Raw genomic sequence first — 24,439 nt, 5'->3', positions numbered from 1 at the left:
GCCTGCGGATAATATGAGGCTTTCGCCCTTTGCAAACAAGAGGCTTGCAAAGGCTCGATCGGTTAAATCGCCGTAAGGTGAAGGGTTTGGGTGCCGCTGCCCGGTCAAAGCTCGCGCAAGACGGGTGCCGCCTTCTGCCCGAGGATGCGCCAGGTGCCGATCAGGCCGATGCCGACGGTCAGGACGAGCGCGGTGACAAGCGTCAGTCCCGCGACGTCGGGCAGAAAGGTCGAGGGCAGGCGCATGATGCGGGCGACGATGAACCAGGCGGCAACGCCGCCGGCGATCAGCGCGAAGATCGCGGTCGCAAGCCCGAGGATCAGATATTCGTAGCTGAAGGCGCGGATCAGCATGGCGCGCGTGGCGCCGAGCGTCTTCAGCACCACCGCGTCGTGGGTGCGCGCCCGGTTTCCGGCGGCAAGCGCGCCGGCAAGGACGAGGATCGAAGCGAAAAGGGCGACGGAGGCCGCAGCGCGGATCGCGGTCGCGAGCTGTGCGACCAGCTGGTTGACGATATCGATCGCGTCCTTGACGCGCACACTGGTGATCGTCGGATAGGTGTTGGTGACGGTTTTCAGGATCGCCGCATCTTCGGCCGGTGTCGAAGAGGGATCGGTCAGGGTCGCCAGCCACGCATGCGGGGCGCCGCGGAAGGTATTCGGCGAGAAGACCATGACGAAATTGATCGACAGCGATTCCCACTCGACGCGGCGCAGATTAGCGATTTTCGCCGTGATGTTGCGGCCGAGCACGTTGACGGTGACTTTATCGCCGATCTTGAGGCCGAGCTCATGTGCCTCTTCCGAGGAGAAAGAGACGAGTGGCTCGCCGCTGTAATCCTTGTCCCACCATTTGCCTTCGGCGAGGGCGGTGTTGTCAGGCAGGTTTTCGGCATAGGTGATGCCGCGATCGCCGTTCAGCACCCAGCGGCCGGCGGCCGGCACGTTCATCTTGGTGACGTCCTCGCCGTTGAAGGCGATGATCCGGCCGCGCAGCATCGGCACTTCGACGAGCTTGCCCTGTGGCGCTTGGCCCTGGACGAGATTGCGGAAGGCGCCGACCTCGGCGCTCTGGATATCGACGAAGAAGAAGTTCGGCGCACCCTCGTTCATGCGGCCGGTCAGCTGCCGGCGCAGGTTCCCGTCGATCAGGGTCAGCGTCACCAGCAATGCCAGGCCAAGGCCGAGCGAGAGGACGACCGAGGGCGTCAGTGCGCCGGGGCGGTGGATGTTGCCGATCGCAAGCCGCAGTGCCGGCGAATTGACGCGCGGGCTGCGGCGCGCGAGCCAGGCGATCAGCGCGGCGACCAGACGCAGGACGACGAAGGCGAAGACGATCGCGCCGACGAAGACGACGGCGATGAAGCGATCATAGGCGGTGAGGATGGCAAGCCCGGCAAGGGCGACCATGAACAAGGTGGCAAGCAGGATGTAGGGCCAGGAGGGCAGGCGGCGGGCCTCGAAGCCCTGCTCGCGGAACAGTGCGGTCGCCGGCACTTCGCGGGCGTGGCCGAGCGGCAGGATGGCGAAGGCGAGCGTCGTCAGGATGCCGAAGAGCGTGGCGAGCAGCAGGGCGCCGGGGTAGAGGGTCGGCGTCGTGGAGACCGGCAGGAATTGCGCCAGGAACTGCGCGGCGAGCATCGGCGACAGGGCGCCGATGACGAGGCCGATCAGGATGCCGCCGAGAGCGATGATGGCGATCTGGATGAGATAGATCAGGACGACGACCTGCGCCGGCGCACCGAGACATTTGAAAGTGGCGATGGTGGTGCGCTTGGCATCGAGGAAGGCGCGCACCGCATTGGCGACACCGACGCCGCCGACGATCAGTGCGGTGAGGCCGACCAGCGTCAGGAACTGCGAGAAGCGGGTGATGTTTTCGGTGAGCGAGGGCGCGGCACGGTCGCTGGTGCGGATCGCCCAGCCGGCGGAGGGGAATTCCTTGGAGGCGCGCGCCTGGATGCCCGACATCGCGGCCTTGTCTTCCAGCCGGATCTTGTAAGCGTGTTCAACCAGGCTTCCCGTCTGGATCAGCCCGGAGGCTTGAAGCGCCTGGCGGCTGACGAGCAGACGCGGCGCAAAGCCAAAACCTTCCGACAGCGCATCCGGCTCGGTTTTCACCGTACCGGTGATGCTGAGCTTGACGTTGCCGAGCAGCAATTCGTCGCCGACCGCAAGCCCGAGCCGATCGAGAAGCAGCGGCGCTGCGACCGCGCCATAGGTGCCGCCTTGGCCCGAAAGCAGGGCTGCAAGCGGATAGTCCGGCTCGGCCACGAACTTGCCGTAGAGTGGGTAGGCGTCGTCGACGGCCTTGACCTCGACCAGCGCCTGATCGGACCCGTCGGGCTTGCGGGCCATCGAGCGCAGGCCTGTCGACACCGAAACGGTGCCGAGGCCTTCGAGGAAACCGATTTCCTGAGACGTGGCTTCGCGGTTGTTGAGTTCGAAACGGACGTCGCCGGCCAGCAGTTCCTGCCCCTGCGAGGCGATCGTATCGGTGATCGACTGCGAAACGGAATTGACGGCGGCAATCGCGCCGGTGCCGAGCGCGATGCAGGCAAGGAAGATGTAGAAGCCGCGGATGCCGCCGCGCAGCTCGCGCAGTGCCAGGCGAAAAGCGAGCGAGACGCGTGGCGTGATGATCCTCATGCGATCGCCGCTTCGCTGCGGCGGGCGGCGCTGTCGCCTTCGATCCGGCCGGAGCGGACGCGAATCTGGCGCGAGCATCGGTTTGCAAGCGAGACGTCGTGGGTGACGAGAAGCAGGGTCATGCCGCGTTCGGCCTGCTTGGAGAACAGAAGGTCGGCGATCTGGCGGCCGGTCTCGGTATCGAGATTGCCGGTCGGCTCATCGGCGATCAGCAGGGCCGGCGACGGGGCGAGCGCCCTGGCGATCGCCACGCGCTGCTGTTCGCCGCCGGAAAGCTGACCGGGATAGTGGTTCAGCCGTTCGCCGAGGCCGACTGATTTCAGCTCGCGATGAGCGATCTCGAAGGCGTTGCCGACATTGGCGAGTTCGAGCGGCACGGCGACGTTTTCCAGCGCCGTCATGTTGGCGATCAAGTGGAAGGACTGGAAGACGATGCCGATGTTGCGGCCGCGGAAATCGGCGACCTGGTCCTCACTGAGGCTATGGAGCGGGGTGTCATTGATGTTGATCTCACCGCTGTCGAGCTTCTCCAGTCCCGCAAGCACCATCAGCAGCGTGGACTTGCCGGAGCCGGAAGGGCCGACGATGCCGACGGATTCGCCGGCCGCGATATCGAGATCGATGCCCTTCAGCACATGAACGGAGGCGGCTGCGCTGCCGAGGGTCAGATCGGCGCCCTTCAACTCGATAATGGTTTTTGCCAACAGAAATCGCCCTATATAAGTCCGTAATCGAATGGCCGCATAACGGCACTTCGCCAATCTAGGGAAGCTGGAATGAGATTTAAAGTTGCCGCCCTTCAATTCACCGTCATCGCTGTCTCGCTGATCCTTGCCACTGCAGCCAATGCCCGGACGATCAATCTCGTCGGTTTCGGGGACAGTTTGATGGCGGGCTATCAGTTGCCGCCCGGCGACGGCTTTCCGGAAAAGTTGCAGGCGGCCCTGAAAGCGAAGGGCCTCGACGTCACTATCGCCAATGCCGGGGTCTCCGGCGACACGACGACAGGGGGCCTTGCGCGTATCGACTGGTCGGTACCCGACGGCACCGATGGGGTCATTCTCGAGCTTGGCGCCAATGATGCGTTGCGCGGCATCCCGCCAGAGGAGAGCGCGAAGAATCTCGATCAGATGATTATCCGGCTAAAGGAGCGAGGGATTGCCGTGCTGCTCGCCGGTATCATAGCGCCGCCGAACATGGGAGCGGATTATGCCGCACGATTCAACCCGATCTACCAGAAGCTCTCGGAAAAACATGGGCTTCCACTCTATGCCTTCTTCCTCGACGGCGTCGCGCTGCAGGCTGGGTTGAAGCTTGACGACGGCATGCATCCAAATACGAAAGGTGTCGACGTCATGGTCGAAAAGATGGAGCCTGCTGTCACAAATTTCGTCGAAACGATTTCTTCTGTGAAGAAATAGGGGCTTGCGCGGTTATTGATTGCATGATTCCGTGTGAGCACCTGCAAAAGATTCGGGGAGTGCTCGTGATGCCGAGACTGTTTACCGCCCTCGAAATTCCGCGCAATGCGGCGATGAGTCTTTCATTGCTGCGCGGTGGCCTCCCCGGAGCACGATGGATCGATGTGGAGAATTACCACATCACCCTGCGCTTCATCGGTGATGTCGACGGCCGCACGGCCGATGAAATCGTTGAACGCCTCGACCGGATCGACCGGCCGGAATTCCAGTTCCGGCTGGAAGGCATCGGTTCCTTCGGCTCGAAGAAACCGCATTCGGTCTGGGCCGGCGTCTCGCAATCGCCTGAAATGTATGCCCTGCAGGGCGAGATCGAGCGGATCTGCCAGCGCATCGGGCTGCCGCCGGATCCCCGCAAATTCATGCCGCATGTGACGCTGGCGCGGCTGAAATCCTCGCGGCTCGACGATGTCGTGCAATATCTGGCCGGACGCGGCAACTTCCACACAACAACCTTCACCGCACCGCGCTTCGTGCTGCTTTCGTCGCGCGAATCGGTCGGTGGAGGGCCTTACCTCACCGAGGAAGTGTTCCCGTTGCACGAGGCACGCTCGACGCCCAGCGTTTCGAGCAGCCTGCAGCAGCCGGTCAAGAGCCTGGTGTAGACCAGCTCGAAACCTTCAGGGCCGCCATAATAGGGATCGGGAATATCCTCTCCGGTTCCCAGCGCGGTATCACCGAAAAGGCGGATATTCGCCCCATGCGGCGCGCTCTTTTCGAGTGCCGCCAGGTTGTCACGGTCCATGGCGAGGATCAGATCGAAATCCGTGAAATCCCTCGGCTGAATGCGCCGGGCGCGCTGCCCCGATATGTCGATGCCGTGATTTTTCGCGGTGGCGATCGAACGCCGGTCGGGCGGGTCGCCTTCATGCCAGCCGCCGGTGCCGGCGGAAGTGATCGTAAAATCGCCGGTCAAGCCGGCCTCCGCGACGAGGTGGCCAAAAATTCCCTCCGCGAGTGGAGAACGGCATATATTGCCCATGCAAACGAAAAGGATGCTGATGCGTTTCATCGGTGAACCTGTCGGACAGAGAAGAGGAGCATGGCATGAAAATGGAAAAACTGGAACGGACGGCGGTTGAGGCTGAGCTGACCGAGCTTTCGGGCTGGGCGCTCAATGATGCGGGTTCGTCAATATCGAAGACGTTCAAGTTCGCAAATTTCGTCGAGGCTTTCGGTTTCATGACGCAGGCAGCGCTCGTGGCCGAGAAGCTCAACCACCATCCCGAATGGTTCAACGTCTATTCCAGGGTGGATGTGACGCTGAACACGCATGATGCCGGCGGGCTGACGGAGCTGGATTTCAAGCTCGCCAAAGCCATGGAGAAGGCGGCGGCGCGACGTGTTGCTTGAAAGCGGGGCCGATTGAAAGGGGCCGATTGAAAGACTGGGCGCCGTCACCATATGTTCGCATGGACAAAAGGGATGCAGGGATGGACGAGGTCAAATTCGGGGAAATCCTGTTGCCGGGCGACGAGGACACCCAGAGCCGGCGCGAGAAGACCGTCAGGCAGAAATTCTGGCCGACATTCCGGCGGGCCGTGCGGCAGATCCCGTTCTCGCGCGATGTCGTTGCCGGTTTCTATTGCGCGCTCGATCCGCAGACGCCGACGAAGGTGCGCGGCGTACTGCTTGCAGCACTCGCCTATTTCGTCATGCCGATCGACATGATCCCGGATATTTTCGCCGTCATCGGCTTTTCCGACGACATCGCCGTGCTCTCGGCTGCCTTCGCCATGGTTCGCGGCCACATCCGGCCGGGCCACTACGAAGCGGCCGACCGCGTTCTCGCCGACCGGCCGGAAGAAGCGATGAAGACGATCTAAAGCGCGTCGCGATCTTTCGTCCTTCCAAAACCGCTGCCCACTTTGGGCGACATTCGTCAGGCGATTTCGCGTTCCAGCACCTTGCGGAGCTTGCCGAAGGCAAGCCGGATACGCGACTTCACCGTGCCGAGCGGCAGGCCGGTCGATTCGGCGATCTCCGAATGCGATTGACCGAGGAAGAAGGCGGCGCGCAGCATGTCGCGCTGTTCCTCCGGCAATTGACCGACGGCGGCGCGTATCTTGGCGTCGCGATCGTCATTGGCGATGATTTCTTCCGCGCCGATATCGCCCGGCGGCTGCAGGGCCGGATCAGTCTCATCGAAGATGCGGGTATTGGCGCGGCGTTGCATGTCGATGCGGCGATTGCGGGCAATGCGGAAAAGCCAGGTCGAGAGGGAAGATCGCGTGGCATCGTAGAGCTCTGCCTTGTGCCAGAGCACGATCATGATCTCCTGGACCAGTTCCTCAGCCTCGCCTGATGTCATCCTCTGGCGCATCAGCCAGGCTTTCAGGCGGGGTGCGAAATAGTCGAACAGGATGGAAAAGGCCTGCTGGTCGCGATCGTTCGCGACGGCCTTCGCGAGGGCAGCGAAACGCTGTCTTTCCTCGGCATCCATATCCCCTCACCAGCCCCCTGCGGCAATAATTTCGTCTCGGATTTCCAAGTCTTACTGAGGTACAACGGATTTGGGAAAGGTCAAACTCTTGCCTGAATCTTTGTGTCTTAAATTCAGCCGAACGGACGGCCAGTGCCATTGGGGCACGGTGTCGCGGTCGATACCGTCAAAGGGGCGAAAATTGACACTCGAGCTGAAATGACACAGGCACATACAAATCGCAGCTATCGTTGACCATTTGGTAACCTGAATTAAGTCAAAATAAAGCAGATCGTGATTATGCGGCGCCCGCTATGATCGCTTCGGGCCTTGAATCGCAAGAACCGGCAGGAATCCATGTTTGTAAAAAGTATCGTATCCGCTCTCGCACTCACCCTTGTTATGGCCGGAGTTGCGACAGCGCAGCAGGCCGCGCCGAACCGCATCCAGCAGTTCCAGGCATGGGGCGCTTACTCCTACAAGTCGGGCAGCAGCACCGTCTGCTACGTGCTGTCCGTTCCGACGGCAAAGCAGCCGGCAAGCGTCGACCACGGCGACAATTTCTTCATCGTCTCCCAACGTCCGGGCCAGAACATCTCCTACGAGCCGCAGGCGATGATGGGCTACACGGTCAAGGAAAATTCGAAGATCAACGTCGTCATCGACAACAAGACCTTCGTAATGTTCACCAAGGACAAGGCCGGCTGGGTCGAGAACGCTGCCCAGGAGCCGGCCCTCGTCGCCGCGATGAAGACCGGTCATTCGATGACGGTCAATGCCGTTTCGCGCAAGGGCACCGGCACCTCCTACAGCTATTCGCTCTCGGGTATCTCGGCTGCGCTGAAGCAGATCGAAACCTGCAAGTAAGCTTTTTTGTTGTCAGAGCTTCGAGGGCCGGCCTTGCGCCGGCTCTTGTCGTTTCCATCTATAGTGACGCGCGGGCAAAATGATGCTAAAGGCCGCGCAACAGCGGACAGATCGCGATATCAGTCGCCGTTCCGCCATTCAATTTCTGCCAATGTGCCGTCATGCACCCGCCAGTCTTCCGGCTCAGCCCTGAAGTTCGCAGGGTTTGCGGGGCGGTTACGTGTTCGAATTCGGGATGAAAGACTATGTCCGTCATGGATGCGATTGATGTCATCACGCCTCAGGCGCCTCGTGCCGCTTCCGGCTTCGAGAAGCCGTCCCTGATCGGGCTGTCACGCGAGGAGATGGGGGCGGCACTCCGGGAAAAGGGTGTGGCCGAGAAGCAGATCAAGATGCGCGTCTCGCAGCTCTGGAACTGGATCTATGTGCGCGGGGTCTCTGACTTCGACCATATGACGAATGTCGCCAAGGACATGCGGGAGATGCTGAAGCAGCATTTCACCATCGAACGTCCGGAGATCGTCGAGGAGCAGGTCTCCAACGACGGCACGCGCAAGTGGCTGCTGCGCTTTCCCGCCCGCGGCGCCGGGCGTCCCGTCGAGATCGAGGCCGTCTACATTCCGGAAGAGGGCCGCGGCACGCTCTGTCTTTCCAGCCAGGTCGGCTGCACGCTCACCTGTTCCTTCTGTCATACCGGGACACAGCGTCTGGTGCGCAACCTGACGGCGGAGGAAATTCTTTCGCAGCTGCTGCTTGCCCGCGACCGGCTTGGGGATTTCCCGGACCGTGAAGCGCCGCAGGGCACGATCATGCCTGCCGAGGGCCGCAAGGTCAGCAACATCGTCATGATGGGCATGGGTGAGCCGCTTTATAACTTCGATGCCGTCAAGCAGGCATTGCTGATCGCCACGGATGGTGACGGCCTGTCGCTGTCCAGGCGCCGCGTGACGCTTTCCACCTCCGGTGTCGTGCCGGAGATCTTCCGCACCGGCGAGGAAATCGGCGTCATGCTGGCGATTTCGCTGCATGCGGTGCGCGACGATCTGCGCGACATTCTGGTGCCGATCAACAAGAAGTACCCGCTGAAGGAGCTGATCGAAGCCTGCCGGACCTATCCTGGCCTTTCGAACGCACGGCGCATCACCTTCGAGTATGTGATGCTGAAGGATGTCAACGACAGCCTGGAAGACGCCAAGGGGCTGATCAAGCTCCTGAAGGGCGTGCCGGCAAAGATCAACCTCATTCCGTTCAATCCGTGGCCCGGCACCAATTACCAGTGTTCGGACTGGGAGCAGATCGAGAAGTTCGCCGATTTCATCAATTCGGCAGGCTATGCCTCGCCGATCCGCACACCCCGCGGTCGCGACATTCTTGCCGCCTGCGGCCAGCTGAAATCGGAGTCGGAACGCATGCGCAAGACCGATCGTTTGGCCTTCGAGGCGATGATGATCGCCAATCATGGTGCCGACGACTGATCAGCAAGTTTGATCCTCGCTACAATTCTCCGCGATTGATTTCAGGGGGCACTTTTCCTAAAAGTGCCCCCAAAATCATTCAGGAGGATACCCATGCGCCCGATTTTGCTCGCTCTTGCCGCCACTTTGGCCCTTTCCCTGCCCGCAAAGGCCGATGATGTCACCGTCGCCGTGACGGCGATCGTCGAACATCCGGCGCTGGATGCGGCGCGCAAGGGCGTTCTCGATGCGCTGACGGCCGCCGGCTACAAGGAAGGCGAGAACCTGAAATTCGTGTTCGAATCGGCGCAGGGCAATCCGGCGACGGCGGCCCAGATCGCCCGCCAGTTCGCCGGCGACGAGCCCAATGTCATCGTGCCGATCTCGACACCCTCGGCCCAGGCCGTCGTCTCCTCGACGCGCGACATTCCTGTCGTCTTCACGGCCGTGTCCGATCCGCTCGGCGCCCAGCTCGTCAAGAACATGGACAAGCCCGGCGGCAATGTCACCGGCCTTTCCGATATGTCGCCGGTCGCCGAGCACCTAGCGCTGATCAAGGAAATCCTGCCCGATGTGAAAACCATCGGCTATCTCTACAATTCCGGCGAGGCGAATTCCGTTTCGCTGCTCGCCGTGTTGAAAGCTGAAGCCGAAAAGGCTGGCCTGAAGGTAGTCGAATCGGCTGCCACCAAATCGGCCGAGGTCCAGGGTGCGACACGCGCGCTCGTCGGCCGCGCCGATGTGATCTACATTCCGACCGACAACACGATCATCTCCGCGCTCGAAGGCGCTGTCGCGGTGGCCGAGGAGAGCAAGCTGCCGCTCTTTACCGCCGATACGGATTCGGTTTCGCGTGGCTCGATCGCCGCCCTCGGCTTCAACTATTATGATGTCGGCAAGCAGACCGGCGAGATCGTCGTGCGTGTGCTGAAGGGCGAGAACCCCGGCGACATCGCGGTCAAGACTGCCGCCGGCAGCGACCTCGTCGTCAACAAGGCGGCGGCCGAGAAGATGGGCGTCACGCTGCCGCAGAGCGTGCTTTCCCGCGCTACCAAAGTCATCGAATAAACAAGGCGACTGCCGTCGCTGATCGAGTTTGCAGCCGCTCCCGTTCCACGCGGGCGCGGCTGATGGTATTAAAAGCCTGATGTTTCGCGCAGGGCGCGGAGCGGAAACGGACAGAAGAGGGGCGGAAGCCTTGAGCCAAATCGCATTCTGGGGGGCCGTCGAACTCGGACTGGTCTATTCCTTCGTCGCTCTCGGCGTCTATCTCGCCTTCCGTGTTCTGGATTTCCCCGACTTGACGGTCGATGGCTCCTTTCCGCTTGGCGCGGCGGTGACGGCCGTGCTGATCATTGCCGGCGTCAATGCCTGGCTTGCAGCGCTGATCGCCATGGCGGCCGGTGCCGCCGCGGGCATGGTGACGGCGCTGCTCAACGTGCGCTTCAAGATCCTCAACCTGCTCGCCTCTATCCTGACGATGATCGCATTGTTTTCCGTCAATCTGCGCGTGATGGGCAAACCCAATGTCGCCCTCATCAATGCCGACACGATGATCAGCCCGTTCTTCGGTCATGGCCTTCGCGATTTCTACGTGCGGCCGCTCTTCGTCGGTGTTCTCGTCGTCATCGCGCTCATCCTGGTCTGGCGTTTCCTGGAAAGCGATGCCGGGCTGGCAATGCGGGCGACCGGCGCCAATGCAAGGATGGCGCGGGCCCAGGGCGTCGATACCAGCCGGCAGATCTATCTCGGCATGGCGATCTCGAATGCGCTGGTGGCGCTCGGCGGCGCCCTGTTTGCCCAGACGAACGGCTTTGCCGACGTCACCTCAGGCGTCGGCACGATCGTCGTCGGTCTGGCGGCCGTCATCATCGGCGAGACGCTGCTCGGGCGGCGTGGTCTGCTGATCGCGCTAATCGGCTGCGTGCTCGGCTCGATCCTCTATCGCATCGCGATCCAGCTGGCGCTTTCGAGCGACGTCATCGGCCTGCAGGCGTCCGACCTCAATTTCGTCACCGCCGTGCTGGTGACCGTGGCGCTCATCCTTCCCCGTTTGCGCGGAGGTGCCGCGTCGTGATCAACCTCAAGAACATCAAGGTCGTTTTCGGGCGCGGCACGCCGCTGCAGAAGCAGGCGCTTTCGGGTGTCAGCCTGACGATCGAGGAAGGCTCCTTCGTTACCGTCATCGGCTCGAACGGCGCCGGCAAATCGACGCTGCTCGGTGTGCTCGCCGGCGATGTGCTGGCGAGCGAAGGGCAGGTGCTGATCGGCAGTGCCGACGTGACGCGCAAGACGACGGCGGCGCGCGCCGGACTGGTCGCCCGTGTCTTCCAGGACCCGCTGACCGGAAGCTGCGGCGCCTTGTCGATCGAGGAGAACCTGGCCCTTGCGGCGCGTCGCGGCGAACGGCGCGGGCTCGTTTCGGCGCTTGGCGCAAAACGGCGCGACCATTTTCGCGAGAGGATCGCCGAGCTCAATCTCGGGCTGGAGAACCGCATGAAGGACCGCATGGACCTGCTTTCCGGCGGCCAGCGGCAGGCGGTCTCGCTCGTCATGGCGACGCTGGCGGGCTCGGAGGTGCTGCTGCTCGACGAACATACAGCTGCGCTTGACCCTGGCATGGCGGAATTCATCATGGGCCTGACCCAGAAGATCGTTTCCGAGCGCAAGCTGACGACGCTGATGGTGACGCATTCGATGCGCCAGGCGCTCGACTACGGCCACCGGACGGTGATGCTGCATGGCGGAGAGATCGTGCTCGATGTCGCCGGCGACAGCCGCAAGACATTGCAGGTCGAGGACCTGATCGCGATGTTCCGCAAGATGCGCGGCCAGACGTTGGATGATGACGCGTTGCTGATCGGCTAGGCCGACAGCGGGCTGATCGGTTAGCGGGCAGCTGATCGTTTCACGACCGCGGGGGCGGATCGGCCAACCGACCGCGAGCGGATCGATCAACCGACCGCGGCGGATTGTCCTCAGAGGCCAGGGGGACCGTCATCAAGAGCAGACTTCCACCAGCACGCGATGGCCGTACTGGTTGAGCCATTCCGGCTGGCACTGTTCCGGGTCATAGTCGTCATCGCCGAACAACAGACGATTTCTATCGTGGAAGACGAAACGGCCGTCGCGATGTCCGCCAAAATGGCCGGCTCCGCCGAAATGATGCGCTCCGAAGCCGCGATCGGCGAAATTGCCTCCGCCCATATGGGAACCGTCGCCGAAATGGCCGCCGTCCCGCGAGAAGCCGCCACCGCCATGGCCTCCGCCGCCGTGAGCTAAGGCAGGTGTTGTCGCTGTAAGGGACGTGGCTGCAAGCGTCAGCGCAACAACTCCTGCTGTTATGATATTGCGGAACGTAATCATGGACTTATCCTTTCAAGGCAGCTCTTCGTGAGCCGTAAAGGATATGTGGGCAGCGAAGGTGGCGTGGCCTAGCCACAATTGCCGACTTACGATCATATGTTGATCACAAGTAATCGCGCGAAAGGCATGGAATAATTTTGGAAGACGACGAAATTCGGGGTGACTGCCTGCTCCGGCATGGCGTCTCGCGAATATTGGTGTAGCTGGCGGCGGATCGTTTCCCGACCACGGGCGGATCGATCAACCGACCGCGGGCGGATTGCTGCGCAACCGCGGGATTGCTGCGCAACCGCGGCTATCTCGCCTGGGTGAGCAGGATCTTTGCGGCGAAGACCGAGAAGACGCCGGCGAAGGTGTAGTCCATGCCGCGGAGCACTTTCTTGTTGTTCTGCAGCCATGAGGCCAGCCAGTCGGCGGCAAAGACGACGCTGGCGTTGACCGGCATGCCGATCAGGATGAAGCAGAAGCCGAGAAAGAGCAGCTTTTGGGTGACGGCCGGATCGCCGGCGCTGACGAATTGCGGCAGGAAGGTCATGAAGAAGATGATGACCTTGGGGTTCAGAAGATTGACCCAGAAGCCCGAGGAGATGTTGGAAAGTGGCGTGCCCTTCTGCTCCTCGACCTTGGCGACGGTGAGCTTCGAGCCGAAGCGGATAGCCTGCACCGCCAGCCAGAGCAGATAGGCGGCACCGCCGGTCTTCAGGATCAGGAAGGCGGTCGGCGAGGCGGTGATCAGCGCCGAAATACCAAAAGCGACCAGCATGGTGTGGACGACGATGCCGAGGCTGGTGCCGACGACAACGAAGAGCGCCGCCTTCTTGCCCTGGGCGAGCGCGCGGCTGATCGACAGCGTCATATCGGGGCCTGGGGTTGCCGCAAGCAGCAGCGTCGCGGCGGCGAAGGCGAGAAGGGTCGGCAGGCTGGGCAGGAAATCCATGACATGCTCCGAAAGCCGGAAAGATCCGACGATCTCTTACCCGGCTTTCGGAAAATTACCAATCAAACCTTCTGATGGCGCCGATTACTTCTGTTCGAGGAAGGCCTTGAACTTGTCGGCATAATCCTTGTGCCAGCGTGACAGCGGCGGCCGGTTCTCGACGATATCGCCGGCTGCCCAGAGCATGCGGCGCTCGTCGACCGGACGCGCGATGTCATTGTCGGGGCAGAGAATATAGAAATCGCCGCGTTCGAGGCTCTCGACCATGAAATCGACCGTCTGCTCGGCGGTCCAGGCAGCGGCCGGTTTTTCGGCGCGGTCGCCCTTGGTGAGGCCGGTGAAGACGAAGCCTGGGATCAGAAGATGGGCGGAGATCTTTCCGCCTTCGGTATTGCGAAGCTCGTGCTGCAGCGCTTCGGTAAAGACTTTCACGCCTGATTTGGAGATGTTGTAGGCGGGGTTGCCGGGCGGCGTGGTGATGCCCTGCTTGGAGCCGGTGTTGATGATCAGGCCCGGCTCGCCGTGCGACAGCATCTTCGGGCCGAAGGTGCGCGTGCCGTTGATCACCCCCATCAGGTTGACGGCAAAGATATTGTCCCAGTTCGCCTGCGGGCTGAAGATCGAGGTTTCCGGGCCGATGCCGGCATTGTTCATCAGTACGTGCACACGGCCGAAACGCTGGAGCACGGCGCGCTCGAGCGATTCCAGCGAGTCTCTGCTGGCGACGTCGGTCTCGACCGCCATCACATTCTCCTCGCCGGCAATGGCCTTGAGTTCATTGGCCGCGTCGGCCAGCCGATCGCCGCCGAGATCGGCAATGGCGACGCTCATGCCGCATCCGGCGAAATATTTCGCCGCGGCAAGACCGATGCCGGAGGCGCCGCCGGTGATGACGGCAACATTGGACTTCTTGAAAATGTCTTGAATATTCGTCACGGGGGCAACCTCTCCTCGAGCATTTGCGGACGCTGGCGAATATGGGCTCCGCTTTGGCGCTGTCAAACGGTATCGGCACCATCCCGTCGCACTTGGTCTTGCGTCACGCGCCAATCTCGCTAAAAGTGCCGCGACACCGGGTTTTCGCCGGCCTTTTATGCAACGGACCTCATCATCATGGCATCATACAAAGACGTGAAGAAAGTCGTTCTCGCCTATTCCGGCGGCCTCGACACCTCGATCATCCTGAAGTGGCTGCAGACGGAACTCGGCGCCGAAGTCGTCACCTTCACCGCCGATCTCGGCCAGGGCGAAGAGCTGGAGCCGGCGCGCAAGAAGGCCGAGATGCTCGGCATCAAGGAGATCTACATCGAGGATGTGCGCGAGGAATTCGTGCGCGATTTCGTCTTCCCGATGTTCCGCGCCAATGCCGTCTACGAAGGCGTCTACCTGCTCGGCACCTCGATCGCCCGTCCGTTGATTTCCAAGCATCTGATCGATATCGCCAAGAAGACCGGCGCCGATGCGATCGCCCACGGCGCGACCGGCAAGGGCAACGACCAGGTCCGGTTCGAGCTCTCCGCCTATGCCCTGAACCCCGACATCAAGATCATCGCGCCGTGGCGCGACTGGGCGTTCAAGAGCCGCACCGACCTGCTGGCTTTCGCCGAGCAGCATCAGATCCCTGTTGCCAAGGACAAAAAGGGCGAGGCGCCATTCTCCGTCGACGCCAACCTTCTGCATTCCTCTTCCGAGGGCAAGGTTCTCGAGGACCCCTCCAAGGAGGCGCCTGAATATGTGCATATGCGCACCATTTCGCCTGAGGCTGCACCCGACAAGGCAACGACCATCAAGGTCGGCTTCGAAAAGGGTGACGCGGTTTCGATCAACGGCGTGCGCATGAGCCCGGCGACGCTCTTGGCTGCGCTCAACAATTACGGACGAGACAACGGCATCGGTCGTCTCGACCTCGTCGAGAACCGTTTTGTCGGCATGAAGTCGCGCGGCGTCTACGAGACCCCAGGCGGCACCATCCTGCTTACGGCGCACCGCGCCATCGAATCGATCACGCTCGACCGTGGTGCCGCCCATCTCAAGGACGACATCATGCCGCGTTACGCCGAGCTGATCTATTACGGCTTCTGGTTCTCGCCGGAGCGCGAGATGCTGCAGGCGCTGATCGACAAGAGCCAGGAGCATGTCGAAGGCGAAGTGACGCTGAAGCTCTACAAGGGCAATGTCATGGTCATCGGCCGTGAAAGCGACAAGTCGCTCTATTCCGACAAGCTCGTCACTTTCGAGGATGATCAGGGCGCCTACGACCAGAAGGATGCGGCCGGCTTCATCAAGCTCAATGCGTTGCGCCTGCGCACGCTCGCCAAGCGCAACCTCGTGAAATAATCACGGTTCACCTTCGAACCGGATATCAGCCCGCCGGCATTGCCGCGCGGGCTTTTTCGTGGAGTGAGGTGGCAAACGCCACCAAACTCTTAGAGCGTTCTGGATGGTCGGATTGCATCAACAACGGACATCGGCTCGGCTTGGATAGACGACCGCTACGGGGCCGACATCAGACCGTCCGCTGCTAAGACACGCAACGCAAAAGCGGACATTTGGGTAAAGGGCGCGCCAAGATCTGGGATTGGCCCGAAGCTGAGGCTAGGAATATTTGAGCATCGCCCCGTCAACCGGCCCTGGCAACATCGGAAAACTACCCAAGCGGCCGTGGACGGTCATTTCGTGTGTTGGACCCATATCGTGTGTTGGACCATGCTGCCACCTTGTTCGTACAATCAGGACGGTAGGTATTTTATCGATCAGGTGTCAATGGAGCCGTTTCTGAGGAGTGCCATCCAGCTCGGGCATCAAGATAAGGGAGGCCCCGCTTCACTGTTCCGCAGACATTCGAGGCAGCAATTGTCGCTTGACAGTTTCCACTGACAGGGCATAGATACGCAACGTCCGTCTTGTCCGTACAGCAGGGACAGGACACGAATGGAGGAGGTTGGCATAACTGTGCCAACGAAAGATAGGATTTATCGTCATGTCGATGGAATATCGTCTACGTCGTACTCTCCCAAGCGATCGCGTGGCGATCATCATGCCAGTCGATCATGGACTGATTTTTGACCGTATCGAAGGCTTGGAAACGCCTTCGGCCCCTTTTGTCGCTTGGGCGAACAACGACGTCACGGGCTTTATGATGACCCCGGGCCAGGTAAAGCAGACTGAGAAGTTTTTCGCTGCACACCCCCATTTGACCCGTGTGCTGACCATCGACACATACTACGACTATCGCGTGCTTGAAGGAGGCTCCCACGGCCTCATCACCACGGTGGAAGAGGCCGTCCGCATGGGCGTCGACGCCGTTAAGATGCTGTTCCCCTGGAACATGAACAATCGTGAGCGTGTCGAAATGTGCACCCGCGTCGGCAAGGTAGTATCCGCCTGCGACCATTGGGACATCCCGCTCGTTCTGGAGCCGGTTATCATCGGCGCGCCCCGTACTGAGGAAGTCATTGCCGAGGAAGAAAAAGTCGCTCGTATCGCCTATGACCTCGGCGCCCACATCATCAAGATCGCCTTCCCCGGCGAAGAGCGCACGAAGCGTCTAGTCGACGAACTCAAGGTGCCACTGGTCATCGCAGGCGGACCACTGGCAGGCGATCCGGCTGACACTGTTGATGCTGTAGCCCAAACCATCCGGTCCGGAGCTCGAGGCGTCATCGTCGGCCGAAACATCTGGCAGCGTGAACGCAAGAAGGGCGAGGAGACAATCGCTCAGATCGCTAAGCTCACGCGGGCCGTGAAGTTCAACGATTAATTCCGCTCGGCGTAGCGGAATCCGGCGTCCCTCCCAGAGCCGGGAAAACTGCGGGTGATCTTCGCCCGCAGTTTTTTGTTTGCACGATTTCAGTTGTCAGTAGGTAATCGGACGCAGTTGAATTTCGTGCAAACGTGATGGGGAATCTAAGTACGTCGCGCCAAGCGACAGGCCGTCTCCTCGATTAGATAGAGCTATGCCCTCCCAAAGAAGCKAGGCGGGCGAATGCACATGAAGGTCCCATCGCCTCCATTTCGAGCCCTTTGAGTACTTCGCCATCGTCCCCTCGGAGTCCTCGAGCTGTGCAACCGCCGATAATACTGACCAAATAAATAAGGTCTAGCGAGCGAACGACTCCGCACCGGCACCGTGGCGAGCTTTTTCATTTAGATGTTTGAGATTGACTTCTGGACGACCGACCTCAGGCGTCCAGCTTCTTGACAAACCCACAAACAAAGAGAGGTCGCCGGCCTGTGTCGGCAACCGCTCTTATCGAAATCATTTTCAATACCGCGAGAGCTAGTCGGCAATGGCTTCGAACAAGCGAGCCGCGGCTTCCGCCCCCGGATCGACATGTCCGGCGAGCTGATCCGCTCCCACATATGACGCGCGACCAGAGCGCGCCTTGAGCATCGACGCGGTATTGTCCGCGCCTTCGCGAGCGGCCTTCGCTGCCTGCGCAAGGCCAAGTTTGAGAGCAAGCAAGGCAGGCAGCAGGGCGTCGACCATGGTACGGTCGCCGATGCCGGCTCCGCCGATCACCTGCATTCTGGACAGACCTTCCAACAAAGACTCCGCGACATCCATACCCTTCGACGCCGCGTCGCTGGCGGCGGCAAACAAGATGGCTAGGAGGACGCCGGACGACCCACCCATGGTCTGGCTCAGGGTCTGGCTGATGGCCCGGAAAAGCGCCGTGATGTCGGCGAAAGGCATCTTCTCGACATCGGCGATCAATGCATTGGCCGCTCGAGCAAGCGTGGACCCGGTGTCGCCGTCGCCGGACTTGGCGTCGAGAGCGTTGAGATCAGCTGTGGAGGCGATCAACGTGGCGCACGCCTTCTTCAGGATGCGTCTGGCCGCGGCATTTTCCGAAGCCGGGACCACCTTTGCCGAAAGTATCGCGGGCATGCCGACCGTCTTGGCTTCGCCGATTTCCGACATGCCAGGCCATGCTATCACTGCGACTGGAGATGACAGAGCGCGGACATCCTCCTCCGTCACCGGAAGCGTCGATACCGAGAACCCTCGCATGTCGAGCGACGTCATCATCGCGGCGGGTCCGATCATGTAGCGGAGGCCCGCGAGCTTGGAGCCGATGAGGTCATGAGCCAACACGCTCATTTCGAGAACCGAGGTTCCGCCCAGGTTATTCAGCAGGGCCACCAACGGAAGGCCGTTCTGCCCCGAAGCCAACTTTTCAGCGACGGCGTCGATCGCACCACGGGCACCGTCAAACGGCACCTGCTGAACACCGGGTTCGCCATGGATGCCCAACCCGAGTTCGGCCTTGCCCTCCGGAATTCTGTTTTCTCTCGGAGAACCGGGGACGGTGCAGGTACTCAGGGACATGCCGATGCTGCGGATGCCTTTGATGACACGGCGTGCTGATGCGGCGACCTTGTCGAGGTCCGCGCCTTCTTCGGCCAAGGCCCCGGCGATCTTGTGGACGAACAGCGTGCCCGCCAGGCCACGGGCCTGAGGCAGTTCGGGGAGAGCGATGTCGTCGTCGACGATGACCATCTCCACTTTCTTGCCATGCGCCCTTGCGCGTTCCGCGGCGAGACCGAAATTCAGGCGGTCCCCGGTATAGTTCTTGACGATGAGAAGGCAGCCCGAGTCCCCCGTCACCGCGAGGATGCCAGCCAGGACCGCATCAACAGAAGGTGAGGCAAAGACGTCGCCGCACACGGCGGCGGTGAGCATGCCCTTGCCGACGAATCCTGCGTGGCTCGGCTCATGTCCGGAACCGCCGCCAGAAACAAGCGCGACCTTGGAACCCCGCCAGTCGCTTCGCAGCACCACTTTGGTGTGTGGAAAGCCATCAAGCCGGCTCAAGCGGCCGCCCGAACTTCTTATCAAGCCATCGATTGCCTCGGTGACCATGACTTCGCAGGCATTTACGAACTGGGACATCCAAGTTCCTCCATTCAATTTCCGAAATATTTGCAATCTGGGTGTCGAAGCTCGCCTCTCAGTTTCTATGCTCGAGAAACTGACCGTAGAGATCGCCGTAGACCGTCATCCACGCGCTGTCCGGCTCGATGATGGAGACTGACGTGTCGAATGTAGCCTTTTGGCCCGTTGCCTCCGCTGCGAACAGAGCTGCACCCAGGACTGAGAGCTCCCTCTCTTCCGGCACGTATATCTCACGGCCGAATATGCTTGCCCTCAATTCCAGCAGCGCCCGCGATCGGCTCCAGCCGCCAGTGGCATAGACAGGTCCCTCGGGCACGCCATATCGCTCAAGCTTTTCCAGCATGCGGCGCGCATTAAAGGTCGCCCACTCAAGGAGATGCCGTTCAGTCGCGAACCGACTGAGTGCGGGATCGCCCGGTGTTCCCGAAATCTTCGGAAGCGCCATTTCGCGCCTGATGGCCTCCATGCCGCCGGAGAATTTGTTGACCGCTCCGGTGAACTCGAAAACTCCAAGGCAACCGACCTTCTCGGGCCCCTCGATCGACGCGGTAAACGCGATCTGGGGATCGAATGCCGTTGTCTCAAATCTCGGAGCATCACCGTAGATGACGTTCGCGGTGCCCATCGAGTCGACGCGGGCGTCCGCCGCGAGCTTGTGTATCGCGTGGGCGGCGACAGGATGATCATGTCCGCCGGCTACGAGGAGCGTGTTGGCGTCCACGGCTCCGCTGGAGAGAAGCCGCTCGCTTTTCATCGTGCCGATTACCGTTCCCGCCGAAACGACGTGTGGCAGCGCGGGTGCACGGCTCTCTCGAAGCAGAGGATCGATCCACTCGCGCGTGGTGGGGTTGAAGCATCCCGTCCTCGACGCGAGCGTGTCGCTGACGAAGTCCTTCTTCGCCCATTTCGCAAGAGGATAGTCCGTAAGGCAGAGCCACCGATCTGCCTGTCGGCTCGTCTCCGGCATTATCTTTGATGTCCACAGCCATAGGGCGGCCGTTCGGGTGGGCTCCATCTCGATCCCGGCGGAAGGCGTGGCGGCGTCGCTTTGCGCAAGCTCGGTCGCTTCGGCGCTCGCCCGCATGTCGAACCAAGGTATGGAGTAGGCAATGGGCTCAAGGTTCTCGCCGACATAGACGCCGTCCTCGCCAACCCCGGCTGTCGAGATCGCGAGAATTGGACCTCGGCGGCCTGTCTCAGCCCAGCCCTCAATCACCAAGTCTTCGACCATCTCGACGAGCTTCCGCACATCTGTGGCGACCCCAAAACGATCCTCGATCCGAGGCGTCGGTACCGACTTGATCCATATCATCCGATTGGCGTCGTCGAAGAGCGCCACCTTCAGATTGGTCGTTCCCATATCGATACCGCAGATCGACATTTCGCACCCGGCCTAAACGTTAAACAGGAACCAAGACTCCGACCCAATGTCGAAGCGGCGACCCTATTATGGATGCCGAAGGTTGACTTGCACCCACAAGGCATCCGCACCATCAATCGAACTTGAGCTGGGTCTTGATCGATTTACCCTGGCTCATACTATCGACGGCCGCCTCGAAATCCCAAACACTGAAGGGCTCGCCGATCATCAGCTCAGTTTGAGCCTTGATGTCCTCGATGAGGTCCACGGCAGTCGGAAACATCGCTGCGCAGGAGTTCGAGCCGACGAATGTCTGTTCGCGTTCGTAGAGCAGGAAGGGGTTGATCGGCACAGTCTTATCCGCATCGTGAACGCCGACCTGCACCAGCGTCCCGGTCTTCTCCAAAAGCTCGATGCCTTGAGCAAGCGCACGCGGCACGCCTGCGGCCTCGAAGACGACGTCGAAGTGGCTTCCTTCGAATTCACCGGGGATTCTGGCGTCGGCGATGCCCGCTTTCCGGGCAATCTCCAGCTTGGCGGTGGAGGGATCAGAGATCGAGATCGCTCCCGCGCCCTGAGCCTTGGCCGACAGCGCAATGAGAAGACCCATCGTCCCGCCACCGATGACGAGGACATTTCGCCCGGCGACGCCTCGAGAGGATTCCACCGCGTGAAGCGCGCAGGCCAGAGGCTCAATCAACGCGGCGGGACCATCGCCAACGCTTTCCTTCACCTTTAGGGCGTTCTTTCCGGGCACAGCGACATATTCCGCCGCCGCGCCAGGCCGACCGACACCGATGGGGGTCAGATGGATGCAGAGGTTGGGTCGTCCTTCTTTGCACCAACGGCAGGTGCCGCAGACCACATTCGGGTCGACGGCGACATAGTCGCCTTCCTTGAGGTGCTTGACGTCGCGTCCAACCTCCACGACCCGTCCTRCGAATTCGTGACCGGGCGTGCAGGGATACTTGGTTCCGACGAAGCCATGATGCAGGATGTGCAGATCGGTTCCGCAGATGCCACAGCAGCTAGGCTTCACCAAAACTTCGTCGGAGTCGACCGTCGGCTTGGTGCATTCGATCACGCTGATCTTGTGACCGCTGGTGATTTGGATGGCTCTCATTCTCTGTCTCTCCGGGCGGCTCCGCCACTAATTCCGATGGGCGTTTCCAGTTGTTTCGCTGGTTCAGCGATCTCACAAAGCCTCGCCTGATTGGGCAAACAAAATCGGCTTGCCCTTGAGCACCCCAACTTTCATCGTGTCTCCGACCGCGACCGGTGCGGCAGAATCGAGCTTGGCGGTCAGCAAAGGGCCGGAACCGAGATTGATGTAGCAGAGGGTCTCACTGCCGAGGTGCTCGACGACATCGACGACGCCCGTCACCGTGCCTGTCTCGCTTGGTCCAATGGACTCCGGCCGCAAACCGACGGTCAAGGTGTCTCCGACATTCAAGCCCGGCCGCGCTGCGACGTTGAGGGTCGAACCGCCGTTGATGAAGAGTTTGGCGTTGCCGCCCTCGACCTCGGTGACGCGTGCCTCGACGAGGTTCATTTTGGGCGAGCCGATGAAGCCTGCCACGAAGGTGTTCGCGGGGGTGTTGTAGAGTTCGAGCGGCGTGCCGACCTGTTCGATGACACCATCACGCAGGACGACGATCCTGTCCGCCATGGTCATCGCCTCGATTTGGTCATGCGTCACATAGATCATCGTCGCTTTGAGCCTGCGATGCAGTTCCGCGAGTTCGATGCGCATCTGGACGCGCAATGCCGCATCGAGATTCGACAACGGCTCGTCGAACAGGAAGATTTTGGGCTGCCGGACGATCGCTCGGCCAATCGCGACGCGCTGCCGTTGGCCGCCGGACAATTGCTTGGGCTTACGCTCGAGCAGGTGCTCGAGTTGAAGGATTTTGGCGGCCTGAAGGATTTTCTGATTGCGCTCGCTCTCGGGGACCTTGGCGAGCTTGAGAGCGAAGCCCATGTTATCGGACACCGACATATGCGGGTAGAGCGCGTAGCTCTGGAACACCATTGCGAGGCCGCGGGCGTCTGCGGACACGTCGTTCATAAGTTCGCCGTCGATCGTGAGCTCACCTCCGGTGATCTCCTCAAGGCCCGCTATCATCCTAAGCAGGGTCGACTTGCCACATCCCGACGGACCGACGAGGACGACGAATTCACGGTCGTGGACGCTCAGGCTGACGTCCTTGATGATGTTCACAGCGCCGTAGGACTTGTGGATGTTACGCAATTCAAGAGTGGACATGTTCGTTTCCTGTTATTTCACGGCACCGAAGGTCAGTCCGCGCACGAGTTGGCGCTGGGTGATCCAACCGAAGAAGAGGATGGGGGCTACCGAGGCGATCGACGCCGCGGAGAGTTTGGCCCAGAACTGACCTTCCGAATTCGCGAACGAGGCGATAGCCAACGCGAGGGTGCCGGACTTCGTTGCTGTGATGTTGATGCACCAGAAGGTCTCGTTCCAAGCCAAGATCATTCCAAGCAACGCTGTCGAGGAGATGCCAGGAGCCGTTAACGGGATCAACAGGTACCGGAGTTGGGTGATCGGCCCGGCACCGTCCATGCGAGCCGCCTCGAGGATTTCAGCCGGGACTTCCTTGAAATAGGAGAACAGCATCCAGACGATCAGCGGCAGATTGGCGAGGCAGGTGATGAGGATCAGCGCACTCAGCGTGTCGATCATGCGGAGGTACACCAGGATGAGRTACACCGGGATAAGAGCGCCGACCGCAGGCATGAACCGGACAGACAGCATCCAGAGCATGAGTGATCTGGTTCTCTTGGTCGGATAGAACGCCATGACATAAGCTGCGGGGGCGGCAAGCAGGATCGCGAGCAGGGTCGACGTCCCGGAGACCAGGACACTATTCAGAGCGTGGTGAAGATAGTTCACGCGCTCATTCATCTCGACGAAGTTTTCCAGGGTCGGAGAGAAGAACAGCTTGGGCGGGATCGCGGCCGCGTCCTGCTCCGTCTTGAACGCCGCGAGTCCCATCCAGAAAACAGGGAAGGCCATGATGATGCCGACGATCCAGCCGAGGACCATGCGGACCTTGTCATGGCGCTTTTGTTGGGAGTTGGCCATCAGATTTGCTCCGACATGATGCGAACGAAGAAGAAAGCAACGATGTTCGCAATGATGATCGCGAAGACCCCGGCTGCGGACGCCAGTCCGACGTCAAACCCCATCAGCGCCCGCGAGTAGATGTAGAAGGGAATGTTGGTCGTCGCCGATCCTGGTCCGCCCATCGTGGTGACGTAGATTTCCGCGTAGGTGGAGAGGAAAAAGACGGTCTCGAGCATCACGAGCACGGCGATGGGTCGATAGAGGTGGGGAAGCACTACGTAGTAGAAGCGCGCTATGCTCCTGGCACCGTCCATACGCGCGGCTTCAATCTGTTCGCGGTCCAAGGACTGCATCGCGGTCAGAAGAATGAGCGTCGCGAAGGGCGTCCATGCCCACGAAATGATGGTGATGATCGCGGTCATGGGATGACTGGAGAACCAATCGATGGGCTGCATCCCGAGCGACTGTTGCAGCCAGGAGAACAATCCCCAAACCGGATGGAAGAACAGGTTTTTCCAGACGAGCGCCGCGACGGTGGGCATCACGAAGAAGGGTGTGATGACGAGAATGCGCGCGATCGGCTGACCGGGAAACGGGCCGTCGTAAATGACTGCGAACGCGGTTCCGAGCACTACGGTGACGACCAGCGGCACGAACACCATGATCAACGTGTTCAGGACCACAAGGGGCAGGTCGGAGTCAGTAAACAGGAACTCGTAGTTGATTAGACCCCCGAATACCGCTGGCGGCATCTGAAGATTGTAGTTTTGGAACGAGTACCAGAGCGTTAGTACGAGCGGCACAAAGGCCCAGATCGCCAGAACCACCACAGATGGAAGCAAGAGGGGCCAGGTTTTCATGACGCGCCCGGCTCTCGCACGTGCGGGAACAGGTATTGGTGTGGTGGTCGAAGCCATTAA

General features: G+C 60.8%; 24 protein-coding genes. 11 read left to right on the top strand and 13 right to left on the bottom strand.

The annotated features are described in order from the left end of the window. Positions 1-104 precede the first annotated feature (104 nt). Both AC1ECN_RS04355 and AC1ECN_RS04350 read right to left on the bottom strand, forming a co-directional pair. The gene (locus tag AC1ECN_RS04355; RefSeq protein WP_164581980.1) at positions 105-2,648 is read right to left on the bottom strand and encodes an ABC transporter permease; all 2,544 of its coding nucleotides are present in this window, start codon (positions 2,646-2,648) and stop codon (positions 105-107) included. Further along, positions 2,645-3,352 (bottom strand): ABC transporter ATP-binding protein, encoded by a 708-nt coding sequence (locus tag AC1ECN_RS04350; RefSeq protein WP_017966199.1) that lies wholly within the window; start codon positions 3,350-3,352, stop codon positions 2,645-2,647. The genes AC1ECN_RS04355 and AC1ECN_RS04350 overlap by 4 nt, the downstream gene beginning before the upstream one ends. A 72-nt stretch (positions 3,353-3,424) precedes the next feature. Between AC1ECN_RS04350 and AC1ECN_RS04345 the strand changes: the two genes are divergently transcribed. Beyond that, positions 3,425-4,069: an arylesterase gene (locus tag AC1ECN_RS04345; RefSeq protein ID WP_130673247.1), complete on the top strand. Its 645-nt coding sequence runs from the start codon at positions 3,425-3,427 to the stop codon at positions 4,067-4,069. A 68-nt stretch (positions 4,070-4,137) separates the two neighbouring features. Beyond that, on the top strand, positions 4,138-4,731 hold the full coding sequence (thpR, locus tag AC1ECN_RS04340; RefSeq protein WP_029870906.1) for an RNA 2',3'-cyclic phosphodiesterase: 594 nt from the start codon (positions 4,138-4,140) through the stop codon (positions 4,729-4,731). On the opposite strand, the gene AC1ECN_RS04335 is transcribed toward thpR, so the two are convergent. After that, on the bottom strand, positions 4,638-5,138 hold the full coding sequence (locus tag AC1ECN_RS04335) for a low molecular weight protein-tyrosine-phosphatase (protein ID WP_130673246.1): 501 nt from the start codon (positions 5,136-5,138) through the stop codon (positions 4,638-4,640). The two genes, thpR and AC1ECN_RS04335, sit on opposite strands and share 94 nt — an antisense overlap. Positions 5,139-5,173: 35 nt before the next feature. On the opposite strand from AC1ECN_RS04335, the gene AC1ECN_RS04330 reads away from it, so the two are divergent. Further along, positions 5,174-5,479 carry a 4a-hydroxytetrahydrobiopterin dehydratase gene (locus AC1ECN_RS04330; RefSeq protein ID WP_130673245.1) on the top strand — a complete coding sequence of 102 codons (306 nt, stop codon included), beginning with the start codon at positions 5,174-5,176 and terminating at the stop codon, positions 5,477-5,479. An 80-nt stretch (positions 5,480-5,559) separates the two neighbouring features. Next, positions 5,560-5,952, top strand: coding sequence for a YkvA family protein (locus AC1ECN_RS04325; RefSeq protein ID WP_012759347.1), 393 nt, complete (start codon positions 5,560-5,562; stop codon positions 5,950-5,952). A 56-nt stretch (positions 5,953-6,008) separates the two neighbouring features. On the opposite strand, the gene AC1ECN_RS04320 is transcribed toward AC1ECN_RS04325, so the two are convergent. Continuing rightward, complete coding sequence (locus AC1ECN_RS04320; RefSeq protein WP_130673244.1) at positions 6,009-6,569, bottom strand: sigma-70 family RNA polymerase sigma factor; 561 nt, start codon at positions 6,567-6,569, stop codon at positions 6,009-6,011. Between the two features lie 336 nt (positions 6,570-6,905). On the opposite strand from AC1ECN_RS04320, the gene AC1ECN_RS04315 reads away from it, so the two are divergent. The 5 genes from AC1ECN_RS04315 (at position 6,906) to AC1ECN_RS04295 (ending at position 11,737) form a co-directional block, all read left to right on the top strand. Beyond that, positions 6,906-7,415: an invasion associated locus B family protein gene (locus AC1ECN_RS04315; RefSeq protein ID WP_003543638.1), complete on the top strand. Its 510-nt coding sequence runs from the start codon at positions 6,906-6,908 to the stop codon at positions 7,413-7,415. 245 nt (positions 7,416-7,660) lie between these two features. Then, positions 7,661-8,890 carry a dual-specificity RNA methyltransferase RlmN gene (gene rlmN / locus AC1ECN_RS04310; protein ID WP_130673243.1) on the top strand — a complete coding sequence of 410 codons (1,230 nt, stop codon included), beginning with the start codon at positions 7,661-7,663 and terminating at the stop codon, positions 8,888-8,890. 93 nt (positions 8,891-8,983) lie between these two features. Continuing rightward, the gene (locus AC1ECN_RS04305) at positions 8,984-9,937 is read left to right on the top strand and encodes an ABC transporter substrate-binding protein (protein ID WP_018481768.1); all 954 of its coding nucleotides are present in this window, start codon (positions 8,984-8,986) and stop codon (positions 9,935-9,937) included. A 130-nt stretch (positions 9,938-10,067) separates the two neighbouring features. Continuing rightward, complete coding sequence (locus AC1ECN_RS04300; protein ID WP_011653881.1) at positions 10,068-10,946, top strand: ABC transporter permease; 879 nt, start codon at positions 10,068-10,070, stop codon at positions 10,944-10,946. Next, on the top strand, positions 10,943-11,737 hold the full coding sequence (locus AC1ECN_RS04295; protein WP_011653880.1) for an ABC transporter ATP-binding protein: 795 nt from the start codon (positions 10,943-10,945) through the stop codon (positions 11,735-11,737). Before AC1ECN_RS04300 ends, AC1ECN_RS04295 begins: the two co-directional genes overlap by 4 nt. A gap of 132 nt (positions 11,738-11,869) precedes the next feature. Here AC1ECN_RS04295 and AC1ECN_RS04290 read toward each other — a convergent pair whose 3' ends face one another. The 3 genes from AC1ECN_RS04290 to AC1ECN_RS04280 form a co-directional block, all read right to left on the bottom strand. Continuing rightward, on the bottom strand, positions 11,870-12,235 hold the full coding sequence (locus tag AC1ECN_RS04290; protein ID WP_130673241.1) for a hypothetical protein: 366 nt from the start codon (positions 12,233-12,235) through the stop codon (positions 11,870-11,872). A gap of 295 nt (positions 12,236-12,530) precedes the next feature. Beyond that, the gene (locus tag AC1ECN_RS04285) at positions 12,531-13,172 is read right to left on the bottom strand and encodes a LysE family translocator (protein ID WP_018243951.1); all 642 of its coding nucleotides are present in this window, start codon (positions 13,170-13,172) and stop codon (positions 12,531-12,533) included. A gap of 84 nt (positions 13,173-13,256) precedes the next feature. After that, complete coding sequence (locus tag AC1ECN_RS04280; protein WP_130673240.1) at positions 13,257-14,108, bottom strand: SDR family NAD(P)-dependent oxidoreductase; 852 nt, start codon at positions 14,106-14,108, stop codon at positions 13,257-13,259. A gap of 177 nt (positions 14,109-14,285) precedes the next feature. Between AC1ECN_RS04280 and AC1ECN_RS04275 the strand changes: the two genes are divergently transcribed. Next, the gene (locus tag AC1ECN_RS04275) at positions 14,286-15,509 is read left to right on the top strand and encodes an argininosuccinate synthase (protein ID WP_130673239.1); all 1,224 of its coding nucleotides are present in this window, start codon (positions 14,286-14,288) and stop codon (positions 15,507-15,509) included. Between the two features lie 643 nt (positions 15,510-16,152). Next, on the top strand, positions 16,153-16,932 hold the full coding sequence (locus tag AC1ECN_RS04270) for a class I fructose-bisphosphate aldolase (RefSeq protein ID WP_130673238.1): 780 nt from the start codon (positions 16,153-16,155) through the stop codon (positions 16,930-16,932). 519 nt (positions 16,933-17,451) lie between these two features. On the opposite strand, the gene AC1ECN_RS04265 is transcribed toward AC1ECN_RS04270, so the two are convergent. From AC1ECN_RS04265 to AC1ECN_RS04240, 6 genes are all read right to left on the bottom strand, one after another. Continuing rightward, complete coding sequence (locus tag AC1ECN_RS04265; protein ID WP_130673237.1) at positions 17,452-19,068, bottom strand: dihydroxyacetone kinase subunit DhaK; 1,617 nt, start codon at positions 19,066-19,068, stop codon at positions 17,452-17,454. Between the two features lie 58 nt (positions 19,069-19,126). Then, positions 19,127-20,452 carry an FGGY-family carbohydrate kinase gene (locus AC1ECN_RS04260; RefSeq protein ID WP_130673236.1) on the bottom strand — a complete coding sequence of 442 codons (1,326 nt, stop codon included), beginning with the start codon at positions 20,450-20,452 and terminating at the stop codon, positions 19,127-19,129. Positions 20,453-20,564: 112 nt separating this feature from the next. After that, complete coding sequence (locus tag AC1ECN_RS04255; protein WP_477952276.1) at positions 20,565-21,554, bottom strand: alcohol dehydrogenase catalytic domain-containing protein; 990 nt, start codon at positions 21,552-21,554, stop codon at positions 20,565-20,567. A 72-nt stretch (positions 21,555-21,626) separates the two neighbouring features. Continuing rightward, positions 21,627-22,697: an ABC transporter ATP-binding protein gene (locus AC1ECN_RS04250; protein ID WP_130662412.1), complete on the bottom strand. Its 1,071-nt coding sequence runs from the start codon at positions 22,695-22,697 to the stop codon at positions 21,627-21,629. Between the two features lie 12 nt (positions 22,698-22,709). Continuing rightward, positions 22,710-23,537 carry a carbohydrate ABC transporter permease gene (locus AC1ECN_RS04245; protein ID WP_163861915.1) on the bottom strand — a complete coding sequence of 276 codons (828 nt, stop codon included), beginning with the start codon at positions 23,535-23,537 and terminating at the stop codon, positions 22,710-22,712. Next, complete coding sequence (locus AC1ECN_RS04240) at positions 23,537-24,379, bottom strand: carbohydrate ABC transporter permease (RefSeq protein WP_130673572.1); 843 nt, start codon at positions 24,377-24,379, stop codon at positions 23,537-23,539. The genes AC1ECN_RS04245 and AC1ECN_RS04240 overlap by 1 nt, the downstream gene beginning before the upstream one ends. Positions 24,380-24,439 lie beyond the last annotated feature (60 nt).

It is taken from the genome of Rhizobium sp. 01N447_2, assembly GCF_056399245.1.
The sequence above is the reverse complement of the archived record's forward strand: the minus strand, read 5'-3'. Positions and strand labels throughout refer to the sequence as shown.

Coding starts and splice junctions, on each gene's coding strand:
- AC1ECN_RS04355 (WP_164581980.1), bottom strand. CDS start 2,648: ATGAGGATCATCACGCCACGCGTCTCGCTCGCTTTTCGCCTGGCACTG.
- AC1ECN_RS04345 (WP_130673247.1), top strand. CDS start 3,425: ATGAGATTTAAAGTTGCCGCCCTTCAATTCACCGTCATCGCTGTCTCG.
- thpR (WP_029870906.1), top strand. CDS start 4,138: ATGCCGAGACTGTTTACCGCCCTCGAAATTCCGCGCAATGCGGCGATG.
- AC1ECN_RS04335 (WP_130673246.1), bottom strand. CDS start 5,138: ATGAAACGCATCAGCATCCTTTTCGTTTGCATGGGCAATATATGCCGT.
- AC1ECN_RS04330 (WP_130673245.1), top strand. CDS start 5,174: ATGAAAATGGAAAAACTGGAACGGACGGCGGTTGAGGCTGAGCTGACC.
- AC1ECN_RS04325 (WP_012759347.1), top strand. CDS start 5,560: ATGGACGAGGTCAAATTCGGGGAAATCCTGTTGCCGGGCGACGAGGAC.
- AC1ECN_RS04320 (WP_130673244.1), bottom strand. CDS start 6,569: ATGGATGCCGAGGAAAGACAGCGTTTCGCTGCCCTCGCGAAGGCCGTC.
- AC1ECN_RS04315 (WP_003543638.1), top strand. CDS start 6,906: ATGTTTGTAAAAAGTATCGTATCCGCTCTCGCACTCACCCTTGTTATG.
- rlmN (WP_130673243.1), top strand. CDS start 7,661: ATGTCCGTCATGGATGCGATTGATGTCATCACGCCTCAGGCGCCTCGT.
- AC1ECN_RS04305 (WP_018481768.1), top strand. CDS start 8,984: ATGCGCCCGATTTTGCTCGCTCTTGCCGCCACTTTGGCCCTTTCCCTG.
- AC1ECN_RS04290 (WP_130673241.1), bottom strand. CDS start 12,235: ATGATTACGTTCCGCAATATCATAACAGCAGGAGTTGTTGCGCTGACG.
- AC1ECN_RS04285 (WP_018243951.1), bottom strand. CDS start 13,172: ATGGATTTCCTGCCCAGCCTGCCGACCCTTCTCGCCTTCGCCGCCGCG.
- AC1ECN_RS04275 (WP_130673239.1), top strand. CDS start 14,286: ATGGCATCATACAAAGACGTGAAGAAAGTCGTTCTCGCCTATTCCGGC.
- AC1ECN_RS04270 (WP_130673238.1), top strand. CDS start 16,153: ATGTCGATGGAATATCGTCTACGTCGTACTCTCCCAAGCGATCGCGTG.
- AC1ECN_RS04265 (WP_130673237.1), bottom strand. CDS start 19,068: ATGTCCCAGTTCGTAAATGCCTGCGAAGTCATGGTCACCGAGGCAATC.
- AC1ECN_RS04260 (WP_130673236.1), bottom strand. CDS start 20,452: ATGTCGATCTGCGGTATCGATATGGGAACGACCAATCTGAAGGTGGCG.
- AC1ECN_RS04250 (WP_130662412.1), bottom strand. CDS start 22,697: ATGTCCACTCTTGAATTGCGTAACATCCACAAGTCCTACGGCGCTGTG.
- AC1ECN_RS04240 (WP_130673572.1), bottom strand. CDS start 24,379: ATGAAAACCTGGCCCCTCTTGCTTCCATCTGTGGTGGTTCTGGCGATC.